The organism is Nonomuraea terrae (genome assembly GCF_004348995.1).
GTDB classification, from domain to species: domain Bacteria; phylum Actinomycetota; class Actinomycetes; order Streptosporangiales; family Streptosporangiaceae; genus Nonomuraea; species Nonomuraea terrae.
Genome location: NZ_SMKQ01000195.1, coordinates 1 through 17,381, shown reverse-complemented (window position 1 = coordinate 17,381; position 17,381 = coordinate 1). Strand labels below are relative to the sequence as shown.

Sequence of the window (17,381 nt, the reverse complement as noted above, 5' to 3'; positions counted from 1 at the left end):
TCAGTTGTGTATAAGAGACAGACGGTGAGGTCGGCGCCGCGCGAGCCCATCGGGTCCGTGGCTCGCAGGCCGGCCGTGGCCACCACCCGGCTGATGTCGCTCGGCGTCAGCAGCCCGATCAGGCAGCCGTCCGGGGCCAGGACCACGGCGCGCCCGTCGGCGGAGCCGCGCATCCGCTCCAGCAGGTCCATCAGCGGCTCGTCGGCCCGCGCCTGCGGCACCTCCGCGGCCGGGCAGGCGATATCACGCAATTTCGTGACTTCGCGGTCGCGCGGGTCCACCTGGCGGATGCGGTTGAGCGTCACCAGCCCGGCGAACCGGCCGCCGTCGTCCACCAGCGGGTACGTCGACAGCCGCCGCCGCATCACCACCCGTTCGACCAGCCCGGCCACGGTCTCGTCCGGATGAGCGGTGACCGGCTGCCCGGACATCACGTCGCTCACCCGCAGCCCGTACAGGGCGGTGCCGAGCTGGGTGTGCTGCTCCTCCGCGCTGGCCGCGTTCACCAGGAACCATCCGATCAGCGCGAGCCACAGACCCTGGAACCCGACGCCGGTGACAAGCTCGAGGAAACCCAGGGCGATGAGCGCGTACCCGAAGATCCGGCCGGCGCGCGCGGCGGTGATCGCGGCCCGCGTGCGGTCGTGCCAGCGCGCCCACAGGGCGGCGCGCAGCACCCGCCCGCCGTCCAGCGGCGCGGCGGGGATCAGGTTGAACACGGCCAGCAGCACGTTCACCGCGGCCAGGTAGACGAAGATCCCGGCCACCAGCGGCGCCCCCGCCAGGGCGCCGACGAGCCACGCCACCGCGCCGAACAGCACCCCGCACAGCAGACTCGCCACCGGCCCCACGATCGCGATCCGCAGGTCGGCGCCGGGCGAGCGGGGCTCCCCGCGCAGCTCGGCCACTCCGCCGAGCAGCCACAACGTGATGCCGGACACCTCGATGCCGTGCCGTCGCGCCGTCATGGCGTGCGCGAGTTCGTGGGCGAGCAGCGACAGCAGGAACAACACGGCGGAGACCAGGCCGGCCAGCACGTAGACGAGCACCGAATGACCGGGGAAGACCACCGGGAACCGGCCGAAGGCCAGGCCCACCACGAGGATCGCGACGATGACGAGCACGCTGACGTTCAGCCCGACGCGGACGCCTCCGATGGTGCCCAGAGAGATCGAGGAGCGCATGTTTCCTCCCGGGGTGGCGTGTCCGCTCCTTTTACCCACGCATCGGCGCAGGTCACGTGACGAACGCGCCCATCCCCGTGACGGCCCGGCCGACGATCAGCGTGTTGATCTCGCGGGTGCCCTCGTAGGAGTAGATGGCCTCGGCGTCGGCGACGAAGCGGGCGATGTCGTAGTCGAGGATGATCCCGTTGCCCGCGAGCAGTTCCCGCGCCCAGCCGACGACCTGGCGCATCTGCGTCGTGCAGTACGCCTTGGCCAGCGCCGAGTGCTCGTCGTGGAAGACGCCCTCGTCCTGGAGCTGGGCCAGGCGCACCACCATGCCGAGGCAGGCGGTGGCGTTGCCCAGCATCCTGACCAGCAGGTCCTGCACGAGCTGGAACTTGGCGATGGGCCGGCCGAACTGCTCGCGCTCCTTGGAGTAACGCAGCGCGATCTCGTACGCGGCCAGCATGACCCCGACGGCCTGCCAGGCGACGCCGCTGCGGGTCCTGCGCAGGATCCGCGCCGTGTCGCGGAAGGAACGGGCGTCCTGCAGCCGGTTGGCCTCGGGGACGCGGCAGCCGCTCAGGGCGATGTCGGCGTTCTGCACGGTGCGCAGCGCCATCTTGTTCTCGATCTTCGTGGCGGTGAAGCCGGGCGTGCCCTTCTCCACCACGAAACCCTTGACCTTCCCGTCCTCGGTGTCACGCGCCCAGACGACGACGAGGTCCGCGAACGTGCCGTTGCCGATCCAGCGCTTGGACCCGTCGAGCAGCCACGTGTCGCCCTCGCGCCTGGCTGTCGTGCGCAGCCCGCCCGCCACGTCCGAGCCGCCGGTCGGCTCCGTCAGCGCGAACGCGCCGATCCGCTCCATCCTGCTCATCTCCGGCAGCCACCGCTGACGCTGCTCGGCCGAGCCGCACGCGGCGATGCTGCCCATGGCCAGGCCGGTGTGCACGCCGAAGAAGGTGGCCATCGACGGGTCGGCGTGCGCCATCTCCAGCGCCAGGAAGCCGCTGAGCAGGCCGCTCGGCTTGGGGCCCGGGCACTCGGGGTAGGCCAGGCCGGCGATGCCCAGCTCGGCGTACCCCTTGACCAGGTCGAGCGGGAACTCGGCGCGGGCCCAGCAGTCGTTGGCGATGGGGACGACCTTCTCCTTCAGGAACTCCCGCACCCGCAGCAGAATGGCCCGCTCCTCCTCGGAGAGCAGGTTCTCGAACGCGTAGAAGTCCCCGGTCAGCAGCTCGGACATGGCCCGGCCCCTACCCCCGCCGCCTCCCGCGACACTGAGGACACGCGCCAACCGGTCGGCTTACGCTGCCGGGATGACGATCGGTGCATATCCCCTCGATCTCGACCGGACCGCCATCGAGAAGCTCGGCCGGGAGGCCGTGGAGTTCCTGGCCGGCTGGCTCGCGGAGCTCGGCTCGGCCCCGGCCAGCGACTACGACCACGCGGCGGAGCTGTCCGCCCTGGTGCGCCGCCCGCCGTCCGGCGCACCGGGCGACTTCGGCGCGCTGCTGGAGACGTTCCGCCGGGCCGCCGGGCAGGGCGTGGACACCGCGGGCCCCGGCTATCTCGCGTACTTCCCGGCGGGCGGGCTGGTCTCGGCCGCGCTCGCCGAGATGCTGGCCCAGGCCGCCAACCGCTACACCGGCGTGGCCCAGACGGCGCCCGCGCTGGTCGCGATGGAGCAGGGGGTGCTGACCTGGTTCTGCGACCTGTTCGGGCTGCCGGCCGGCGCGGGCGGGCTGGTGACCACCGGCGCGTCGCCTGCCACGCTGTCGGCGGTGCTGGCCGCGCGGCAGCACCGGCTCGGCGAGGACATCGCCGGCGGCACCCTGTACGTCACCGAGCACACGCACTACTGCGTCGCCAAGGCCGCCCGCATCGCGGGGCTGCCCGCCGGCCGCGTCCGCACGGTTCCGGCGACCGGCCGCCTGCGCATGGACGTGGCCGCCGCCGCCGAGATGATCGCCGCCGACCGGGAGGCGGGGTTGCGCCCGTTCCTGCTGGTGGGAACGGCGGGCACCACCGACACCGGGACGATCGACCCGCTGCCCGAGCTGGCGGAGCTCGCCCGGCGGGAGGGGATGTGGTTCCACGTCGACGCGGCGTACGGTGGCGGGTTCCAGCTGACGCGACGGGGCCGCGCCGCGCTCGCCGGCGTCGGGGAGGCCGACTCGCTCGCGCTCGACCCGCACAAGAGTCTCTTCCTGCCGTACGGCACCGGGCTGCTGCTGGTGCGCGACCCCGCCCTGCTGCGGGAGGCGCACGCCGCCGACGGCCAGTACCTGCAGGACATCGGCCGGATGGACGACCTGCCCGACTTCGGCAACCTCGGCATCGAGCTGACCCGGGAGTTCCGCGGCCTGCGCCTGTGGCTGCCGCTGCACCTGCACGGCGTACGGGCCTTCGAGGAGGAACTGGACGAGAAGCTCGACCTGGCCGCGCACGCCTACGCGGAGCTGGCCGGCGACCCGCGCTTCGAGGCGCCCTGGGAGCCGGACCTGACGGTGATCGTCTTCCGGCTGCGCGGCGGCGACGAGCCCAACCGGCGGCTGCTCGCCGCCGTCAACGACAGCCGGCGGGTCTACCTGAGCAGCACGACCATCGGCGGGCGGTTCTTCCTGCGCCTGTGCGTGCTGAGCTTCCGCACCCACGCCGACCGCGTTGCCGAGGCCCTCGCCGTCATCCGGGAGGCCGCGGACCGCTGCGCCGGATGAGGAAGCGGCCGAGCCGCCGCCCCGGCGTCTCGATCAGGTGGTACGTCACGGCGCTCAGCGGGATCAGGACCGCGTAGAACACGGTCAGGCCCGGCGCCACGTGCAGCAGGAGCGGGTGCAGCAGGTAGAGCGAGAAGCTGATCGTGCCCAGCCAGGCCAGCCAGCGCGGGAACACCCGCCCGCGCAGCGCGAACGCCGCCGCGAACACACCGAACGCCAGCGCCAGCGCGGGCGCCCAGCCCGGGTCGTCCTTGGCCGGGAGCCCGCAGGCCAGCACCGCCGCGACCGCGAGCACGGCGGCCCGCGGCGGGATCTGGCCTCGTTCGGCCCGGTACACGGCGGTGCCCGCGAACATCGTGGCCACAATGATCACGCCCTGCCAGGTGCCGCCCCGGCTGCCCAGCACCGCCAGCGCCAGCCCGAGCAGCCCCCCGGCCACCGCCGCGGCCGTACGCACCCGCCCCCGGCCGAGCACGGTCACCGCGATGGCGGCGGCGACGGCGAGGCCGAGCAGCACGGCGGCCGCGTCGGCGCCGCCGCCGATCGTGGCCCCGGGCAGCAGCAGGCCCAGCGGCACGGCCGCCACCGCCAGCCCTCCCGCGATCCCGGCCGACCGGTGCCCCTGCCGCACCGCGAACAACGCCACGCACATCAGGTAGAACGCCATCTCGTAGGAGAGCGTCCAGGTGACGTCGATGACGGCGGGCAGGTTGAGCAACTCCTGCAGCATCGTCACGTTGCCGAGCACGACCACCGGCAGCGGCCGGTCGGCCAGCTCCGGCGGCAGGGGCAGCGCGCCCGCCCCGGCGAGCGCGAGCACCAGCGCGAAGGCGGCCAGCAGCAGCGGCAGCAGACGGAAGGCGCGTCCGGTCCAGAACGCGCTCAGGTCACCGCGCCGTTCCAGCGAGGCCGGGATGATGTAGCCGCTGACCAGGAAGAACACGAAGACCCCGCACGTGCCGAGGTCGACGCGGCCGTCCACCGCCGCCCAGAGACCGGGCACGAACGTCCAGCCGGCGTGGTGCAGGGTGACGGCCAGCGCTGCCGGCCCCCGCAGGGCGTCCAGCCAGGCCAGCCGGGCGGGGGCTTGGGACATTTGTCGGAGTCTAGGACAATTGTCGCCTTGTTCTTTACGCCGAGCATGCCCAAGCCCCCCGGCGGTCAGCCGTTGAGGCGGGCCAGTTCCTCCGCGGTCAGCTCCAGGTCCGCGGCACGGACGGAGTCGAGGATGCTCTCCGGCCGGCTCGCGCCCGGGATCGGGATCACCACGGGGCTGCGGGCCAGCTCCCAGGCCAGGCAGACCTGGTACGGCGAGACGCCGCGCGCCGCGGCGATCCCGGTGAAGACGGCGTTGCGCTCGGTCGTCTCCCCGGTGCGGCCGATGCCGCCGAGCGGCGACCAGGGAAGGAACGCCAGGCCCAGCTCCTCGCACACGTCGATCTCCGGCTCGCTGCTGCGGAAGCGCGGGGAGTACTCGTTCTGGACGCTCACCAGGCGGTCGCCGAGGATCGCGCGGGCGAGCCTGATCTGCTCGGGATTCGCGTTCGAGATTCCGGCCATCTGGATCTTGCCGGCGTCGTGCAGCTCCTTGAGCGCCCCCATGGTCTCCTCGTACGGCACGTTCGGGTCGGGCCGGTGGTGCTGGTAGAGGCCGATGCTGTCGACCCCGAGCGCCTTGAGCGAGCGGTCGCACGCCTTCCTCAGGTAGTCGAGGCTGCCGTCGCGGCCCCAGCCTTCGGGCGTGCGGGTGTGGCCGCCCTTGGTCGCCACCAGCACCGAGCCGGTGTCGCCGCCCCATAGCGACAGGGCGCGGGCGACCAGGCGCTCGTTGTGACCGACGTCGGTGTGCGAGGGGGTGTAGGCGTCCGCGGTGTCGACGAGCGTGACGCCCGCGTCCAGGGCCGCGAGAATGGTACGGATCGACTGGTTCTCGTCGGGCATGTGCCCGGCCACCGACATGGGCATGGCGCCCAGCCCGATGACGCCGACCTGGCGCTTTCCGATGGCGCGCGTTCTCATGGCATTGTGCATGACGCCCAGCCTCTCCGCTGGAGCGCACTCCAGGTCAAATCGACCTGTGAGCCACCATGCGGGATCTACGAAGATCTGCCGCTCCTTGACACGGAGGTGACATGGAGCGTCCCTTGAACTGCCTATTTTTATGTCATGCGGACAAATGGGACGCGCGACGAGCCAGGTGACTGCCGGTACCTGCCCATCGGCGAGCACGGCCTGATCGGCGACCTGCGCACGGTCGCGCTCGTGGGGACCGACGGCACCATCGACTGGTACTGCTGCCCCAGGTTCGACGCGCCCAGCGTGTTCGGCTCGCTCCTCGACGCCGACCGGGGCGGGTCGTTCGAACTGTGCGCCGACATCCCGGCGACCACGAAACAGTTCTACTTCCCCGACACCAACGTCCTCATCACCCGCTTCTTCGCCGGCGACGGCGTGGGCGAGATCCAGGACTTCATGCCGATCGCGGAGAACCCCCGCGAAGTGGACCGGCACCGGCTGATCCGCCGGGTCGCCTGCGTGCGCGGCTCGATCCCGTTCCGCGCCAGGATCGCCCCCCGTTTCGACTACGCCCGCCAGCCCCACACCGCGCACAAGAACGGCTCCAGGATCACGTTCTCCTCGCCGTCCATGGACCTCGCCCTGTTCGCCAGCGTGCCGCTCGAGACCGACGGGCAGGACGCCTGGAGCCACTTCCTGCTGCGCGAGGGCGACCACGCGGTGTTCGCCCTCGACCGGCTCGCGCCCGGCGTCGAGGTGCGCGGGTGCCCGATCGAGGAGGCCGAGGCGGAGTTCGTCGCCACGGTGCGGTTCTGGCGCGGCTGGCTGTCGCACTCCCGCTACCGGGGCCGCTGGCGCGAGGTCGTCCACCGCTCAGCCCTGACGCTGAAGCTGCTCACGTACGCCCCGACCGGCGGCATCGTCGCCGCGCCCACGACCAGCCTCCCCGAGCGGCTCGGCGGCGAGCGCAACTGGGACTACCGGTACGTGTGGGTGCGCGACGCCGCCTTCTGCGTCTACGCCCTGCTCAGGCTCGGCTTCACCGACGAGGCCGAGGCGTTCATGGGCTTCCTGTCGGAGCACGTCTCGATCGACTGCTGCCCGGGCGACCCCACCCCGCCCCTGCAGATCATGTACGGCATCGACGGCCGCAGCGACCTGCCCGAGCAGGAGCTCACCCACCTGGAGGGCTACCGCAAGTCGGCGCCCGTGCGCATCGGCAACGCCGCCGCCGACCAGCTCCAGCTCGACATCTACGGGGCCCTCATCGACTCCATCTACCTCTACAACAAGTGGGGCCGGCCGATCTCCAGCGACCGCTGGGACGAGGTGTGCACGCTGGTCAACTGGGTCTGCGACAACTGGGACCAGCCCGACGAGGGCATCTGGGAGACACGCGGCGGGCGTAAGGACTTCGTCTACTCGCGGCTGATGTGCTGGGTCGCCATCGAACGCGCCATGCGGATGGCCGCCCAGCGCGGCCTGCCCGCCGACATCCCGCGCTGGCGGCGCGCACGCGACTCCATCTACCGCGGCATCATGCGGCAGGGCTGGTCGGGCCGCCTGCAGGCGTTCGTCCAGCACTTCGCCGACGAGGTCCTGGACGCCTCGCTGCTCATGATGCCGCTGGCGAAGTTCGTCTCCCCGACCGACCCCAAGTGGCTGTCCACCCTGGACGCGCTCGGCGACGGCCTGGTCTCCGACTCGCTGGTCTACCGCTACGACCCCGAGGTCAGCCCCGACGGGCTGGAGGGCCCCGAGGGCACGTTCTCGATCTGCTCCTTCTGGTACGTCGAGGCGCTGTCCCGCGCCGGCCGCCTCGACGAGGCGCGCCTCGCCTTCGAGAAGATGCTGACCTACGCCAACCACCTCGGCCTGTACGCCGAGGAGATCGGGCACACCGGCGAGCAGCTCGGCAACTTCCCGCAAGCGATCACCCACCTCGCCCTGATCAGTGCCGCCTTCAACCTCGACCAGGCGCTCGGATAACCGTGGCATGCACGGATCCTGTCGAGCGCGGCGCCCGGCCGCGGAGCGGACCTTGAGCGTGACCGCGTCCGGCGGCATTCCAGGCGGTGTGGTAGGGGAGACGTTTCCGGCGATCTTCGTGACCGACGCCGACGGCACCATCGTCGGCTGGACGCCGTTCGCCGAGGAGCTCTTCGGTTACCGCGCCGCCGAGACCCTCCACCGGCCCAGCGCGATCCTGCTGCCCGGCGACGGCATGGCCGGCATGCGGACGTGGCTACGGCGGTTCAGCGGTGAGGAGCGCTGGTCGGGCGTGGCCGAGATGCGCCACCGCGACGGCGGCAAGATCGTCGTGCACATCGAGGCCACCCGCTTCCTGTGCTCCGCCGAGCGACCCGGCTGGATCCTGCGGCCGACGCCGTTGGCCGGCGACGTCGCCCGCCGCAGGAGCTCGGTGCTGGAGGCGCTCGTCAGCCACTTCCCCGTGGCGATGGCCATCTGGGACCGTGACCTGCGGGTCGTCTGGCTGAACGAGGCGGCGCAGACCCTGCGGCGGGTCTTCCCGCACTACCGGGTCGGCGTCTCGCTGGCGGAGCCGCTGCCCGGCGTGGACGTCGAAGCGGCCCGCCACGCCATGCGCAAGGTCCTCGCCGACGGCACACCCATGATCGACCGGGAGGCCCGGTGGAAGGCGCCCGACGACAGCGAGGAACGCACCCTGTCGACCTCGCTCTTCCGCATCGAAGGGCTGGACGGCCGCCCGCTCGGCGTGTGCTCGCTGGCCCTCGACATCACCAACAGCGTGGCGCGCGACCAGCTCGCCCTCATCCGCGAGGCCAGCATCCGCATCGGCACCACGCTCGACATCATCAAGACCGCCCAGGAGCTGGCCCTCCTGGCGGTGCCGGTGCTCGCCGACTTCGTCACGGTCGACCTCGCCGAGGCGGTCATGGCCGACGAGGAGGCCGCGCAGCGCCTGCAGGGCGCGGAGCCGGGCGGGCCCGTGTTCCGCCGGGCGGGCGTGGCCTCGATCCGCGAGGGCGTCCCCGAATCCGTCTTCGCGATCGGGGAGCCCGTCTTCGTCCCCGAGTCCTCGCCGTTCGCCCGGACCCTGGCCAGCGGCAGGTCGCACTTCGAGCCGGTGTTCGACCCCCCGCCCGGCGGCTGGCTCGACCAGGATCCGACGCGGGCCAAGGCGGTCAGGGACTCGGGGATGCACAGCCTGATCGTCGTGCCGCTGAAGGCCCGCGGGGACATCCTCGGCGTCACCGTGCTGACCCGCCACGACAACCCGGCCGCCTTCACCCCCGACGACGTGGTCGTCGCCGAGGAACTCGCCGCCCGCGCCGCGCTCAGCCTGGACAACGCGCGCCAGTACACCCGCGAGCGCGCCGCCGCCCTCGCGCTGCAGCGCAACCTCCTGCCCCGCAACCTCAGGGGCGGCGACGCCCTCGACGTGGCCTCGCACTACCTGCCGTCCGGCACCCGCGACGGCGTCGGCGGCGACTGGTTCGACACCATCCCGCTGGCCGGCGGCCGGGTGGCCCTCGTCGTGGGCGACGTCACCGGCCACGGCATCAACGCCGCCGCCACGATGGGACGCCTGCGCACCGCCGTCCGCACCCTGTCCTACGTGGGCCTGCCGCCCGACGAGGTGCTCGCCCACCTCGACGACCTCGTCGTACGCCTGTCGGAGGAGGACGCCGGCGCCGACGGCCTGCCGGCCAACGCCACCGGGGCCACCTGCGTGTACGCCGTCTACGACCCGGCCACGCGGCGCTGCACCATGGCCGCCGCCGGGCACCCGCCGCCCGCGATCATCCACCCCTCGGGCGAGGTCGGCTTCGTCCGGCTGCCCAGCGGCACCCCGATCGGGGTCGGCTTCGGCGCCTACCAGTCGGTCGAGCTGGAGCTGGCCGCGGGCAGCGTGCTCGCCCTCTACACCGACGGGCTCATCGAGACCCGCGAGGCCGACCTCGACGCGGGCATGGAACGCCTCGGCGCCGTCCTCGGCGGGTACTCGCTGCCGCTGGACCGGCTGTGCGTCGCCGTCATCGACGCCATGGTGGGCGAGCGGCCCGCCGAGGACGACATCGCCCTCCTCCTCGCCCGTACGCGCGTCTGACGCCGTACGCCTCCGGCCTCTAAGGTAAGAAGCCGGGTCTTGGGGAGGAAATCGATGCCGAGCAGTCGCAGGCGGGCCACTCTGGCCACCGTGGCGGCCTCCGCCGGGGTGTCCGTGGCCACCGTCTCCAAGGTGCTCAACGGCCGCAGCGACGTCGCGCCGGACACCCGCCGGCGGGTGCAGTCGCTGCTGGTGAAGCAGGGATACGCCGCCCGGCCGGCCCAGCGGGCGCCGGCCATGGTGGAGCTGCAGGTGAGCGGCGACCTGTGCGCGTACTCCACCGAGATCATCAAGGGCACGCTGGAGGCCGGAGCCGAGGCGCGCGTGCCGGTCGTCATCACCAACGTCAAGGGCGAGCCGCCCTCCGGGGACGCGTGGGCGCGCGGCCTGGCCGCCGGCGGGTGGCAGGCCATGATCCTGCTCACCGACGAGCCGAACCGGCGCCAGCTGGCCTCCCTGACCCGGGCCGGCCTGCCGGTGGTCGTCGTCAACCCGGTCAACCCGCCGCCCCCGCCCGTGACCAGCATCGGCGCCACCAACTTCGCCGGCGGCATGTCCGCCACCCAGCACCTGCTGGCCCTCGGCCACCGCCGCATCGCCTGCCTCGGCGGCCCGGCCGACGCCGCCAGCAGTCAGGCGCGCATGCACGGCTACCGCGCCGCCATGGAGACCGCGGGCGTGCCCGTGCTGCCCGGATACGTACGCACCGCGGGCTTCTGCTACCCGGACGGGCTGCGGGAGGGCGCCGGCCTGCTCGACGTCGAGCCGCGGCCGACGGCGGTCTTCGCCGCCAGCGACGAGATCGCGCTCGCGCTCATGCAGCTGGCCAGGGAGCGCGGCCTGCGCGTCCCCGACGACCTCAGCGTGGTCGGCTTCGACGACACCGAGATCGCCACCCTGACCTCGCCCCCGCTGACGACCGTCCGCCAGCCCCTGCGCGAGATGGGCATCGTCGCCCTGCGCACGGCGCTGCGCCTGGCCGCCGGCGAGACCATCGAGTCGCGCCACATCGAGCTCGCCACCGAGCTCGTCCTCCGCAGCTCCAGCCTGGCCCCCTGACCCCGTCCGGTAGAGTCCCAGCGCGGTCGTCACCGAGTCCGGCGGATCCACCGCCGAGGTCGCCTGGCCGGCGCTCTCGGGCCTGGAGGAGCCGGCGCTGTCGCCGGCGGCGGCCGACGGCCTGGGCCTGGCCGGCCGCTGAACGCTCACCGCCCGCGCAGGGCCCGGTCCAGCTCCCGGCGCAGGATGTGCTGGAACGTGCCGACGTGGTCGGCGTTCATGAGCGTGTAGTGCTCGCCGGGCACTTCGACGTAGCGGTTCTCGCCACGGGTGAAGCCGTCCCACCTGCGCAGCTCGTGGTCCAGCCACTCCTGCTTGGTGCCGCGCAGCGGCCGGCCCGGGAGCGGCGGCAGGGCGGGCGCGGTGTCGGCGTCCGTGGCGATCAGCGGGTCGCCGAGCAGCTCGCCGGCGTGCCGCAGCCCTCACCGACGGCCTGTGCGCCGGAGCGCTCGCCCCGGTCATCGCGGTCTGACCAACACGGAAATAGCCGCCGAACTGGTCATCAGCGTCGCCACCGTCAAGGCGAACCCGCACCATGCGATGTACCCCCGTAGTGCACGCTTCTTACAGGCTGGTCTTGAGCGCGGCGAACCTCTCCCTGACGGCGTCGAGGTCGTTCAGCCGGGGGAACGGTTCACCCTCGGGGACGGCCACTCCCAGGAAGGCGCAGAGCGGCTCCCACCCCTCGCGCACGTCGAACACCAGCAGCCGGTCGGGCGGCAGGGACTCCTCGACCGTCGTGATGTGCCGCTCGAACGCCCTGACGGCCGGCTGCGGCGCGGGCATCCGGTACGGGAAGCCGCCGGCGCCGAACGTCTCCTCGGCGATGCGCCGCAGCAGCGGCTGGATGCGGGCGAACCTCGTACGGAACTCCAGCTCCTCCGGCGACGGTGCCTCCTGCGCCATGGACGCGACCCGCAGTCTGATCATGCTGCGGAAGCTGTCGTACCAGCTCCGCGGGTCGCGGACGGTGAGGATCACCCTGGCCTCCGGGAACGCCTCGGCCAGCGGGCGCCAGAAGAAGCCGGCCGGCCAGTCGGCGCATGACCGGTAGCCGGCGAACAGCCGCTCCCAGCCCTCCCGCGTGTCCGGCACTCCGGGAAGCCAGCGGTCGATGAGCTCCAGATGATCGTAGAGCTCGAACATGTGGTAGCACGGGCCGAATCCGAGCCGCTCCAGCGCGGCCTTGAGCGACAGGGTGCCGGTGCGGGGCAACCCGGCCCCGATCACCTCGATCATCCTCGTCCTCGCTCTCGCGTCCGGGCTCCGGCCTTCGATGCTCTGGCCGCAGAGGTATGGCATATGCCGCGAAAGGGGCGGATGTATGCGTGCCGCGAGATCGACGTGGCCGGATATGACAAAGAACTGACGAGATCTTGGCCTGTGCTTGGGGGTTCCCGCCGCCGGGCCGGGCCGCCGCCGGGCCGGGCCGCCGCCGGGCCGGGCCGCCGGCGGATCGGGCGATCAGGGCATGAGGCAGCGCGGGCGAGAGAGCTCGGGCACGGCGCTCGCGCGACCAGCGACGACTGCATGACGTTACCCATGGTGACGTTGTGCAGTCGGTCGGACGCCGGTGTTTCCGCAGGATGTGGCGCTGCCGCCACTTCTCCGCGACCTTGAGTCCCCGATCTTGTATCGCGACGGTGGACGCGCTCCGTGTTCGCTCTGCTCCATCATGTGACCGAGCCGCCGCTGGAACCCCCAGCCGGCACGACAACGAGGAGAAGACAGCCATGAACGGTATGCGCATCGCCGCCGCCGCGGGCGCCACGGCCCTCACCATGATCACCTTCGCCGCCCCGGCCTCGGCCGCCGCGCGCTCCGGTGACATCTGCATGTGGAGCCAGCGGGACTACAAGGGCGCGTCCTGGTGCTGGAATCCGGGCAACGGCTACGTGGACGTGCCCCCGGCCCTGCACGACAACGTGGGATCCTTCCGAGCCGAGGCGGCCGGCTGCTTCATCAACTGGATCCGCCCAGGCTCCCAGAAGGAGACACGCGTCGTCCGCAACGGTGACTACCGCAGGGTCTACGACAACGACTTCGGCGGCAGGATCGACGCGGTGGCGCCACGCTGCTGACCTGCGCGCAGAATGAGTGACGGGGCCCGGGCATCCTGCCGCCCGGGCCCCGCCCCATGTCCGGGCTCGGAGCCGGCCCAGCCTCCCGGAGATCCCCGCTTGACGAACGCCTTCCGATCATAAATGATTATCCCTACTTATAAAGTAGAGAAAGGCGAGATTGTGCGGGCGCTCATCCTCCTGGGGCTGGTCGGCTTCGTCGCCCAGCTCGTCGACGGCAGCCTGGGCATGGCCTACGGCGTCACCTCCAGCACGCTGCTGCTGGCCATCGGCACCAACGCGGCAGCCGCGTCGGCCACCGTCCACCTGGCCGAGATCGGCACCACGCTCGCCTCGGGCATCTCCCACTGGCGCTTCGGGAATGTGGACTGGAAGGTCGTCGCCAAGATCGGCATCCCCGGCGCGGCCGGCGCCTTCGCCGGCGCCACGTTCCTGTCCAGCCTGTCCACCGAAGTGGCCGCGCCGATCATGTCGCTGATCCTGCTGGCGCTCGGGGCGTACATCCTGGTCCGGTTCACCGCGTTCGGGCTGCCGCGCGGCAACCTGGGCAAGCCGCTGCGCAAGCGGTTCCTGGCCCCGCTCGGCGTGGTGGCCGGCTTCGTGGACGCCACCGGCGGCGGCGGCTGGGGCCCGGTCGGCACCCCCGCGATCCTGGCCAGCGGCCGGATGGCCCCGCGCAAGGTGATCGGCTCCATCGACGCCAGCGAGTTCCTGGTCGCGATCGCGGCCAGCATCGGCTTCTTCGTCGGCATCGGCTCGGAGAACATCGACTTCGCCTGGGTCGCCGTCCTGCTGGTCGGCGGCGTGATCGCCGCGCCGATCGCGGCCTGGCTGGTGCGGCACATCCCGCCGCGCATCCTGGGCTCGGCCGTCGGCGGCGTGATCATCCTCACCAACGTCCGCACGCTGCTGCGCAGCGACTGGGTCGACGCCTCCGGCGGCGTCCAGACGGTGTCCTACATCGCGATCGCCGTCATCTGGGTCGCCGCCATCGTCTATTCCGTCCGCGAGTACCGGCGCGACAAGGCGCGCGAGTCGGTCGAAGCCGTCGAAGGTGAGCTGCGCGCCCGAGCCGGTGAGGAGGAGCAGGCCTCCGCGTGAGGCCGTGCGCGCCGGGCCCGGGAACCGGGTCCCGGCGCTCTCACGCCTATGAGAATCTCCGCCCGTACGCAGTACGCCCTCGGCGCCATGCTGGCGCTCGCCGCGGCCGACGGCCCCCTGCACGCCGAGCAGATCGCCGTCTCCCAGGACATCCCCCGCCGCTTCTGCGACAACATCCTGCTGCAGCTGCGCCGGGCCGGTCTCATCCAGAGCCAGCGCGGGCCCGACGGCGGTTACTGGCTCGCCCGCCCGGCCGCCGAGATCGCCCTCGCCGACGTCATCCGCGTCACCGAGGGCATGGAGCCGGTCAGCCGCCCCTTACCGAAGGCGGCGGCGCCGCTGGCGGGCATCTGGGCCGAGCTCCGCGCCCACCAGGACCGCCTGCTCGGCGAGACCACCCTCGCCGACCTCGTCACCCACTGAGGCCCGGCCGCGGCGGTCGGTGCGTGCGGGCGGCTTCGTCCCCCTACTCGGCTCTCAGCTGTGGCGGTCGGCGCGGAGGCGGGCGGCGAGGGCGGCGGCCTGGGTGCGGCGCTGCATGCTCAGCTTTGACAGCAGGTTGGAGACGTAGTTCTTGACCGTCTTCTCGGCCAGGAAGAGCCGTTCGCCGATCTGGCGGTTGGTCAGGCCCTCGCCGATCAGGTCGAGAATGTGGCGTTCCTGCTCGGTCAGCGCCGCCAGCGGGTCCTTCCTGGCGCTCTGGTCGCGCAGGCGCTGCAGCATGGAAGCGGTGGTCTGCGGGTCGAGCAGCGACTGGCCCGAGGCGACCGTGCGGACGGCGCCGACCAGGTCGGAGCCGTGGATCTGCTTGAGCACGTAGCCGGCGGCGCCGGCCATCACCGCGTCGAACAGGGCGTCGTCGTCGGCGAACGACGTCAGCATCAGGCAGGCCAGCTGGGGGAGACGGGAGCGGACCTCGCGGCACACGTCCACGCCGTTGCCGTCGGGCAGCCGTACGTCGAGGACCGCCACGTCGGGCCGCAGCGCCGTGATGCGGGCGACGGCCGACTCCGCGGTGCCCGCCTCGCCGATGACCTCGATGTCGTCTTCGGACTCGAGCAGGGCGGCCACGCCCCGGCGGACGACTTCGTGATCGTCGAGGAGGAAGACGCGAATCATGCCTTGACGGTATCCGAGCGGCGGCGTGCGCCGAAAGTCGCGAAAGTCCCCGAATCCGGGGGTGGAATTCGTGGCGGAATCGCGTATTTTCAGGGCCTTTAGTCACTTGACGGCCGTTTCCGCCTACGGGCGGCCCGCGCGAAGAGGCGCCGTCCGATGCCAGACTGATCGCCATGGAAAGCGAGCATCGTCAGTTGCTGCCCCAGATGCGGCTCGATGAGCTGCTGGCCGAGCTGCAGGTGCGGCTCAACGCCGTGCTGTCGACCCGCGACCGGGTCCACGCGCTGCTCGACGCGGTGGTGTCGGTGGGAAGCGACCTGGACCTGGAGACGGTGCTGCGCCGCATCGTCAGGACCGCGACCGAGCTCGTGGACGCCAGTTACGGCGCGCTGGGCGTGGTCGGGCAGGGCAACACGCTCATGCAGTTCATCCCGGTGGGGCTGAGCGAGGAGGAGATCGCCAGGATCGAGCACTGGCCGCACGGGCTCGGCCTGCTCGGCCTGCTGATCAAGGACACCCGTCCGCTGCGGCTGGGCCGCATCTCCGACCACCCCGAGTCGTACGGTTTCCCGCCCGGCCACCCGCCGATGGGGACGTTCCTCGGCGTGCCGATCCGGGTGCGCGACGAGGTGTTCGGCAACCTCTACCTGACCGAGAAGCGCGGCGGCGGCGAGTTCGACGAGGAGGACGAGGCCATCGTCATCGCGCTGGCCACCGCGGCCGGCGTCGCCGTCGAGAACGCCCGCCTGTACGAGGAGACGCGCCGGCGTGAGACCTGGCTGGAGGCGTCGTCGGAGGTGACCACGAGCCTGTTGTCGGGCGCCGACCCCCGCCAGGTGCTCAGCGTGGTCGCCGCCCGGGCCCGCCAGATGACCGACGCCGACCTCGTCCAGATGTTGCTGCCCGACCTGGCGGGCGACGCGCTGCGCGTCGAGGCCGCCGAAGGGGAGGGCGCCGACGGGCTGCTCGGCACCGCCGTCGACGCGTCCGCCGTGGGCGACGTGCTCACCAGCGGTGAGCCGCGCGGCGAGGCCGACACCCGCCGGCGACCCGGCTTCGGGCCGGAGCTCACCGTGCCGCTGGGTGCCCCGCCGCACGTCCGAGGAGTGCTGGTGCTGGCCAAGCGGAGCGGACGGCTGCCGTTCAGCGCCGCGGACCAGCGAATGTTGCACGCGTTCGCCGGGCAGGCGGCCATCGCGCTGGAGCTGGCCGAGGCGCGCCGCGACGCCGAACGCCTCAGCCTGCTCGAAGACCGCGACCGGATCGCCAAGGACCTGCACGACGTGGTGATCCAGCGCCTGTTCGCCACCGCGATGACGCTGATGAGCACACTGCGGCTGGTGGAGCGGCCCGAGGCGGCCAAACGACTGCAGCACGGCATCGACGAGCTGGACGAGACCATCCGCCAGATCCGCTCGACCATCTTCGCCCTGCAGGCCGGCCCCGAGGACGACATGCCCAGCCTGCGCGGCCAGATCGTCGCCCTGGTGGAGGGGGCCGGCGGGCATCTGGGGTTCATGCCGGGGCTGCGCATGGAAGGGCAGATCGACACCCTGGTGGCCGAATCCGTCGCCGAGCACCTGCTGGCCGTGCTCCGCGAGGCGCTGTCCAATGTCGTACGCCACTCGCGGGCCGGCCGCGCCGAGGTCTCCGTCGAGGCCGCGGACGGCATCCTCACCCTCATCGTCACCGACAACGGCGTCGGCGTGGGCGAGGTCGTACGCCGCAGCGGCCTGAGCAACATCGAGCAGCGGGCCGAAGGGCTGGGCGGCACCGCCGACATCGACACACCGCCGGAGGGCGGGACCCGGCTGTGCTGGACGGTCCCGCTGTAGGGATCGGCCGGGACGAAGGTCCCGGTGACACAAGGCCGTACGGCACTGCCGTGAGGAGCGCGCAGGCGGTGTGCTGGAAGCGCACACGACGAGCCACTCCAACGGAAAGAGGACGTCATGGCCGCCCCCGTCAACGGACGAACCCGCACCGCAGCCCGCACCGCCGCCCCTGTCTCTTACTTATACAC

14 protein-coding genes are annotated in these 17,381 nt (G+C 72.2%); 8 read left to right on the top strand and 6 right to left on the bottom strand.

Going from position 1 to position 17,381, the window contains the following annotated elements; all coding sequences use genetic code 11:
* Together E1286_RS37830 and E1286_RS37825 are read right to left on the bottom strand one after the other, a co-directional pair.
* The coding region (locus tag E1286_RS37830; protein ID WP_132620539.1) for a site-2 protease family protein at window positions 1–1,184 on the bottom strand (1,184 nt) is incomplete at its 3' end.
* Between the two features lie 52 nt (window positions 1,185–1,236).
* Entirely contained in the window at window positions 1,237–2,415 is a 1,179-nt protein-coding gene (locus E1286_RS37825) for an acyl-CoA dehydrogenase family protein (protein WP_187368279.1), read from the bottom strand.
* A 73-nt stretch (window positions 2,416–2,488) separates the two neighbouring features.
* Between E1286_RS37825 and E1286_RS37820 the strand changes: the two genes are divergently transcribed.
* Complete coding sequence (locus E1286_RS37820; protein ID WP_132620535.1) at window positions 2,489–3,889, top strand: pyridoxal phosphate-dependent decarboxylase family protein; 1,401 nt, start codon at window positions 2,489–2,491, stop codon at window positions 3,887–3,889.
* Here E1286_RS37820 and E1286_RS37815 read toward each other — a convergent pair.
* Window positions 3,855–4,985, bottom strand: coding sequence for an acyltransferase family protein (locus E1286_RS37815; RefSeq protein WP_132620533.1), 1,131 nt, complete (start codon window positions 4,983–4,985; stop codon window positions 3,855–3,857). The two genes, E1286_RS37820 and E1286_RS37815, sit on opposite strands and share 35 nt — an antisense overlap.
* 65 nt (window positions 4,986–5,050) lie before the next feature.
* Entirely contained in the window at window positions 5,051–5,908 is an 858-nt protein-coding gene (locus E1286_RS37810) for an aldo/keto reductase (RefSeq protein WP_132620531.1), read from the bottom strand.
* 147 nt (window positions 5,909–6,055) lie between these two features.
* On the opposite strand from E1286_RS37810, the gene E1286_RS37805 reads away from it, so the two are divergent.
* The 3 genes from E1286_RS37805 to E1286_RS37795 are packed head-to-tail and all read left to right on the top strand — an operon-like array spanning window position 6,056 to window position 11,057.
* Window positions 6,056–7,894 carry a glycoside hydrolase family 15 protein gene (locus E1286_RS37805; protein ID WP_132620529.1) on the top strand — a complete coding sequence of 613 codons (1,839 nt, stop codon included), beginning with the start codon at window positions 6,056–6,058 and terminating at the stop codon, window positions 7,892–7,894.
* Between the two features lie 58 nt (window positions 7,895–7,952).
* Window positions 7,953–9,998: a SpoIIE family protein phosphatase gene (locus tag E1286_RS37800; RefSeq protein ID WP_246075515.1), complete on the top strand. Its 2,046-nt coding sequence runs from the start codon at window positions 7,953–7,955 to the stop codon at window positions 9,996–9,998.
* A gap of 54 nt (window positions 9,999–10,052) precedes the next feature.
* Complete coding sequence (locus tag E1286_RS37795; RefSeq protein ID WP_132620526.1) at window positions 10,053–11,057, top strand: LacI family DNA-binding transcriptional regulator; 1,005 nt, start codon at window positions 10,053–10,055, stop codon at window positions 11,055–11,057.
* A 564-nt stretch (window positions 11,058–11,621) separates the two neighbouring features.
* Here the strand turns inward: E1286_RS37795 and E1286_RS37785 are convergent.
* Window positions 11,622–12,296: a sulfotransferase family protein gene (locus E1286_RS37785; RefSeq protein WP_246075514.1), complete on the bottom strand. Its 675-nt coding sequence runs from the start codon at window positions 12,294–12,296 to the stop codon at window positions 11,622–11,624.
* 494 nt (window positions 12,297–12,790) lie between these two features.
* On the opposite strand from E1286_RS37785, the gene E1286_RS37780 reads away from it, so the two are divergent.
* The 3 genes from E1286_RS37780 to E1286_RS37770 all read left to right on the top strand — a co-directional run bounded on the left by E1286_RS37780 (window position 12,791) and on the right by E1286_RS37770 (window position 14,662).
* On the top strand, window positions 12,791–13,138 hold the full coding sequence (locus E1286_RS37780; RefSeq protein WP_165970092.1) for a peptidase inhibitor family I36 protein: 348 nt from the start codon (window positions 12,791–12,793) through the stop codon (window positions 13,136–13,138).
* Between the two features lie 162 nt (window positions 13,139–13,300).
* Window positions 13,301–14,239 (top strand): sulfite exporter TauE/SafE family protein, encoded by a 939-nt coding sequence (locus E1286_RS37775; protein WP_132620522.1) that lies wholly within the window; start codon window positions 13,301–13,303, stop codon window positions 14,237–14,239.
* Window positions 14,240–14,287: 48 nt separating this feature from the next.
* A complete protein-coding gene (locus tag E1286_RS37770; protein ID WP_132620520.1) occupies window positions 14,288–14,662 on the top strand; it encodes an RrF2 family transcriptional regulator in 375 nt (124 codons plus the stop codon).
* Between the two features lie 54 nt (window positions 14,663–14,716).
* On the opposite strand, the gene E1286_RS37765 is transcribed toward E1286_RS37770, so the two are convergent.
* Window positions 14,717–15,358 (bottom strand): response regulator, encoded by a 642-nt coding sequence (locus E1286_RS37765; protein WP_132620518.1) that lies wholly within the window; start codon window positions 15,356–15,358, stop codon window positions 14,717–14,719.
* 173 nt (window positions 15,359–15,531) lie between these two features.
* On the opposite strand from E1286_RS37765, the gene E1286_RS37760 reads away from it, so the two are divergent.
* Window positions 15,532–17,193, top strand: coding sequence for a sensor histidine kinase (locus tag E1286_RS37760; RefSeq protein ID WP_132620516.1), 1,662 nt, complete (start codon window positions 15,532–15,534; stop codon window positions 17,191–17,193).
* Window positions 17,194–17,381: the final 188 nt, after the last annotated feature.

Coding starts and splice junctions, on each gene's coding strand:
- E1286_RS37825 (WP_187368279.1), bottom strand. CDS start 2,415: ATGTCCGAGCTGCTGACCGGGGACTTCTACGCGTTCGAGAACCTGCTC.
- E1286_RS37765 (WP_132620518.1), bottom strand. CDS start 15,358: ATGATTCGCGTCTTCCTCCTCGACGATCACGAAGTCGTCCGCCGGGGC.
- E1286_RS37820 (WP_132620535.1), top strand. CDS start 2,489: ATGACGATCGGTGCATATCCCCTCGATCTCGACCGGACCGCCATCGAG.
- E1286_RS37770 (WP_132620520.1), top strand. CDS start 14,288: ATGAGAATCTCCGCCCGTACGCAGTACGCCCTCGGCGCCATGCTGGCG.
- E1286_RS37760 (WP_132620516.1), top strand. CDS start 15,532: ATGGAAAGCGAGCATCGTCAGTTGCTGCCCCAGATGCGGCTCGATGAG.
- E1286_RS37795 (WP_132620526.1), top strand. CDS start 10,053: ATGCCGAGCAGTCGCAGGCGGGCCACTCTGGCCACCGTGGCGGCCTCC.
- E1286_RS37815 (WP_132620533.1), bottom strand. CDS start 4,985: ATGTCCCAAGCCCCCGCCCGGCTGGCCTGGCTGGACGCCCTGCGGGGG.
- E1286_RS37780 (WP_165970092.1), top strand. CDS start 12,791: ATGAACGGTATGCGCATCGCCGCCGCCGCGGGCGCCACGGCCCTCACC.
- E1286_RS37805 (WP_132620529.1), top strand. CDS start 6,056: ATGCGGACAAATGGGACGCGCGACGAGCCAGGTGACTGCCGGTACCTG.
- E1286_RS37785 (WP_246075514.1), bottom strand. CDS start 12,296: ATGATCGAGGTGATCGGGGCCGGGTTGCCCCGCACCGGCACCCTGTCG.
- E1286_RS37810 (WP_132620531.1), bottom strand. CDS start 5,908: ATGAGAACGCGCGCCATCGGAAAGCGCCAGGTCGGCGTCATCGGGCTG.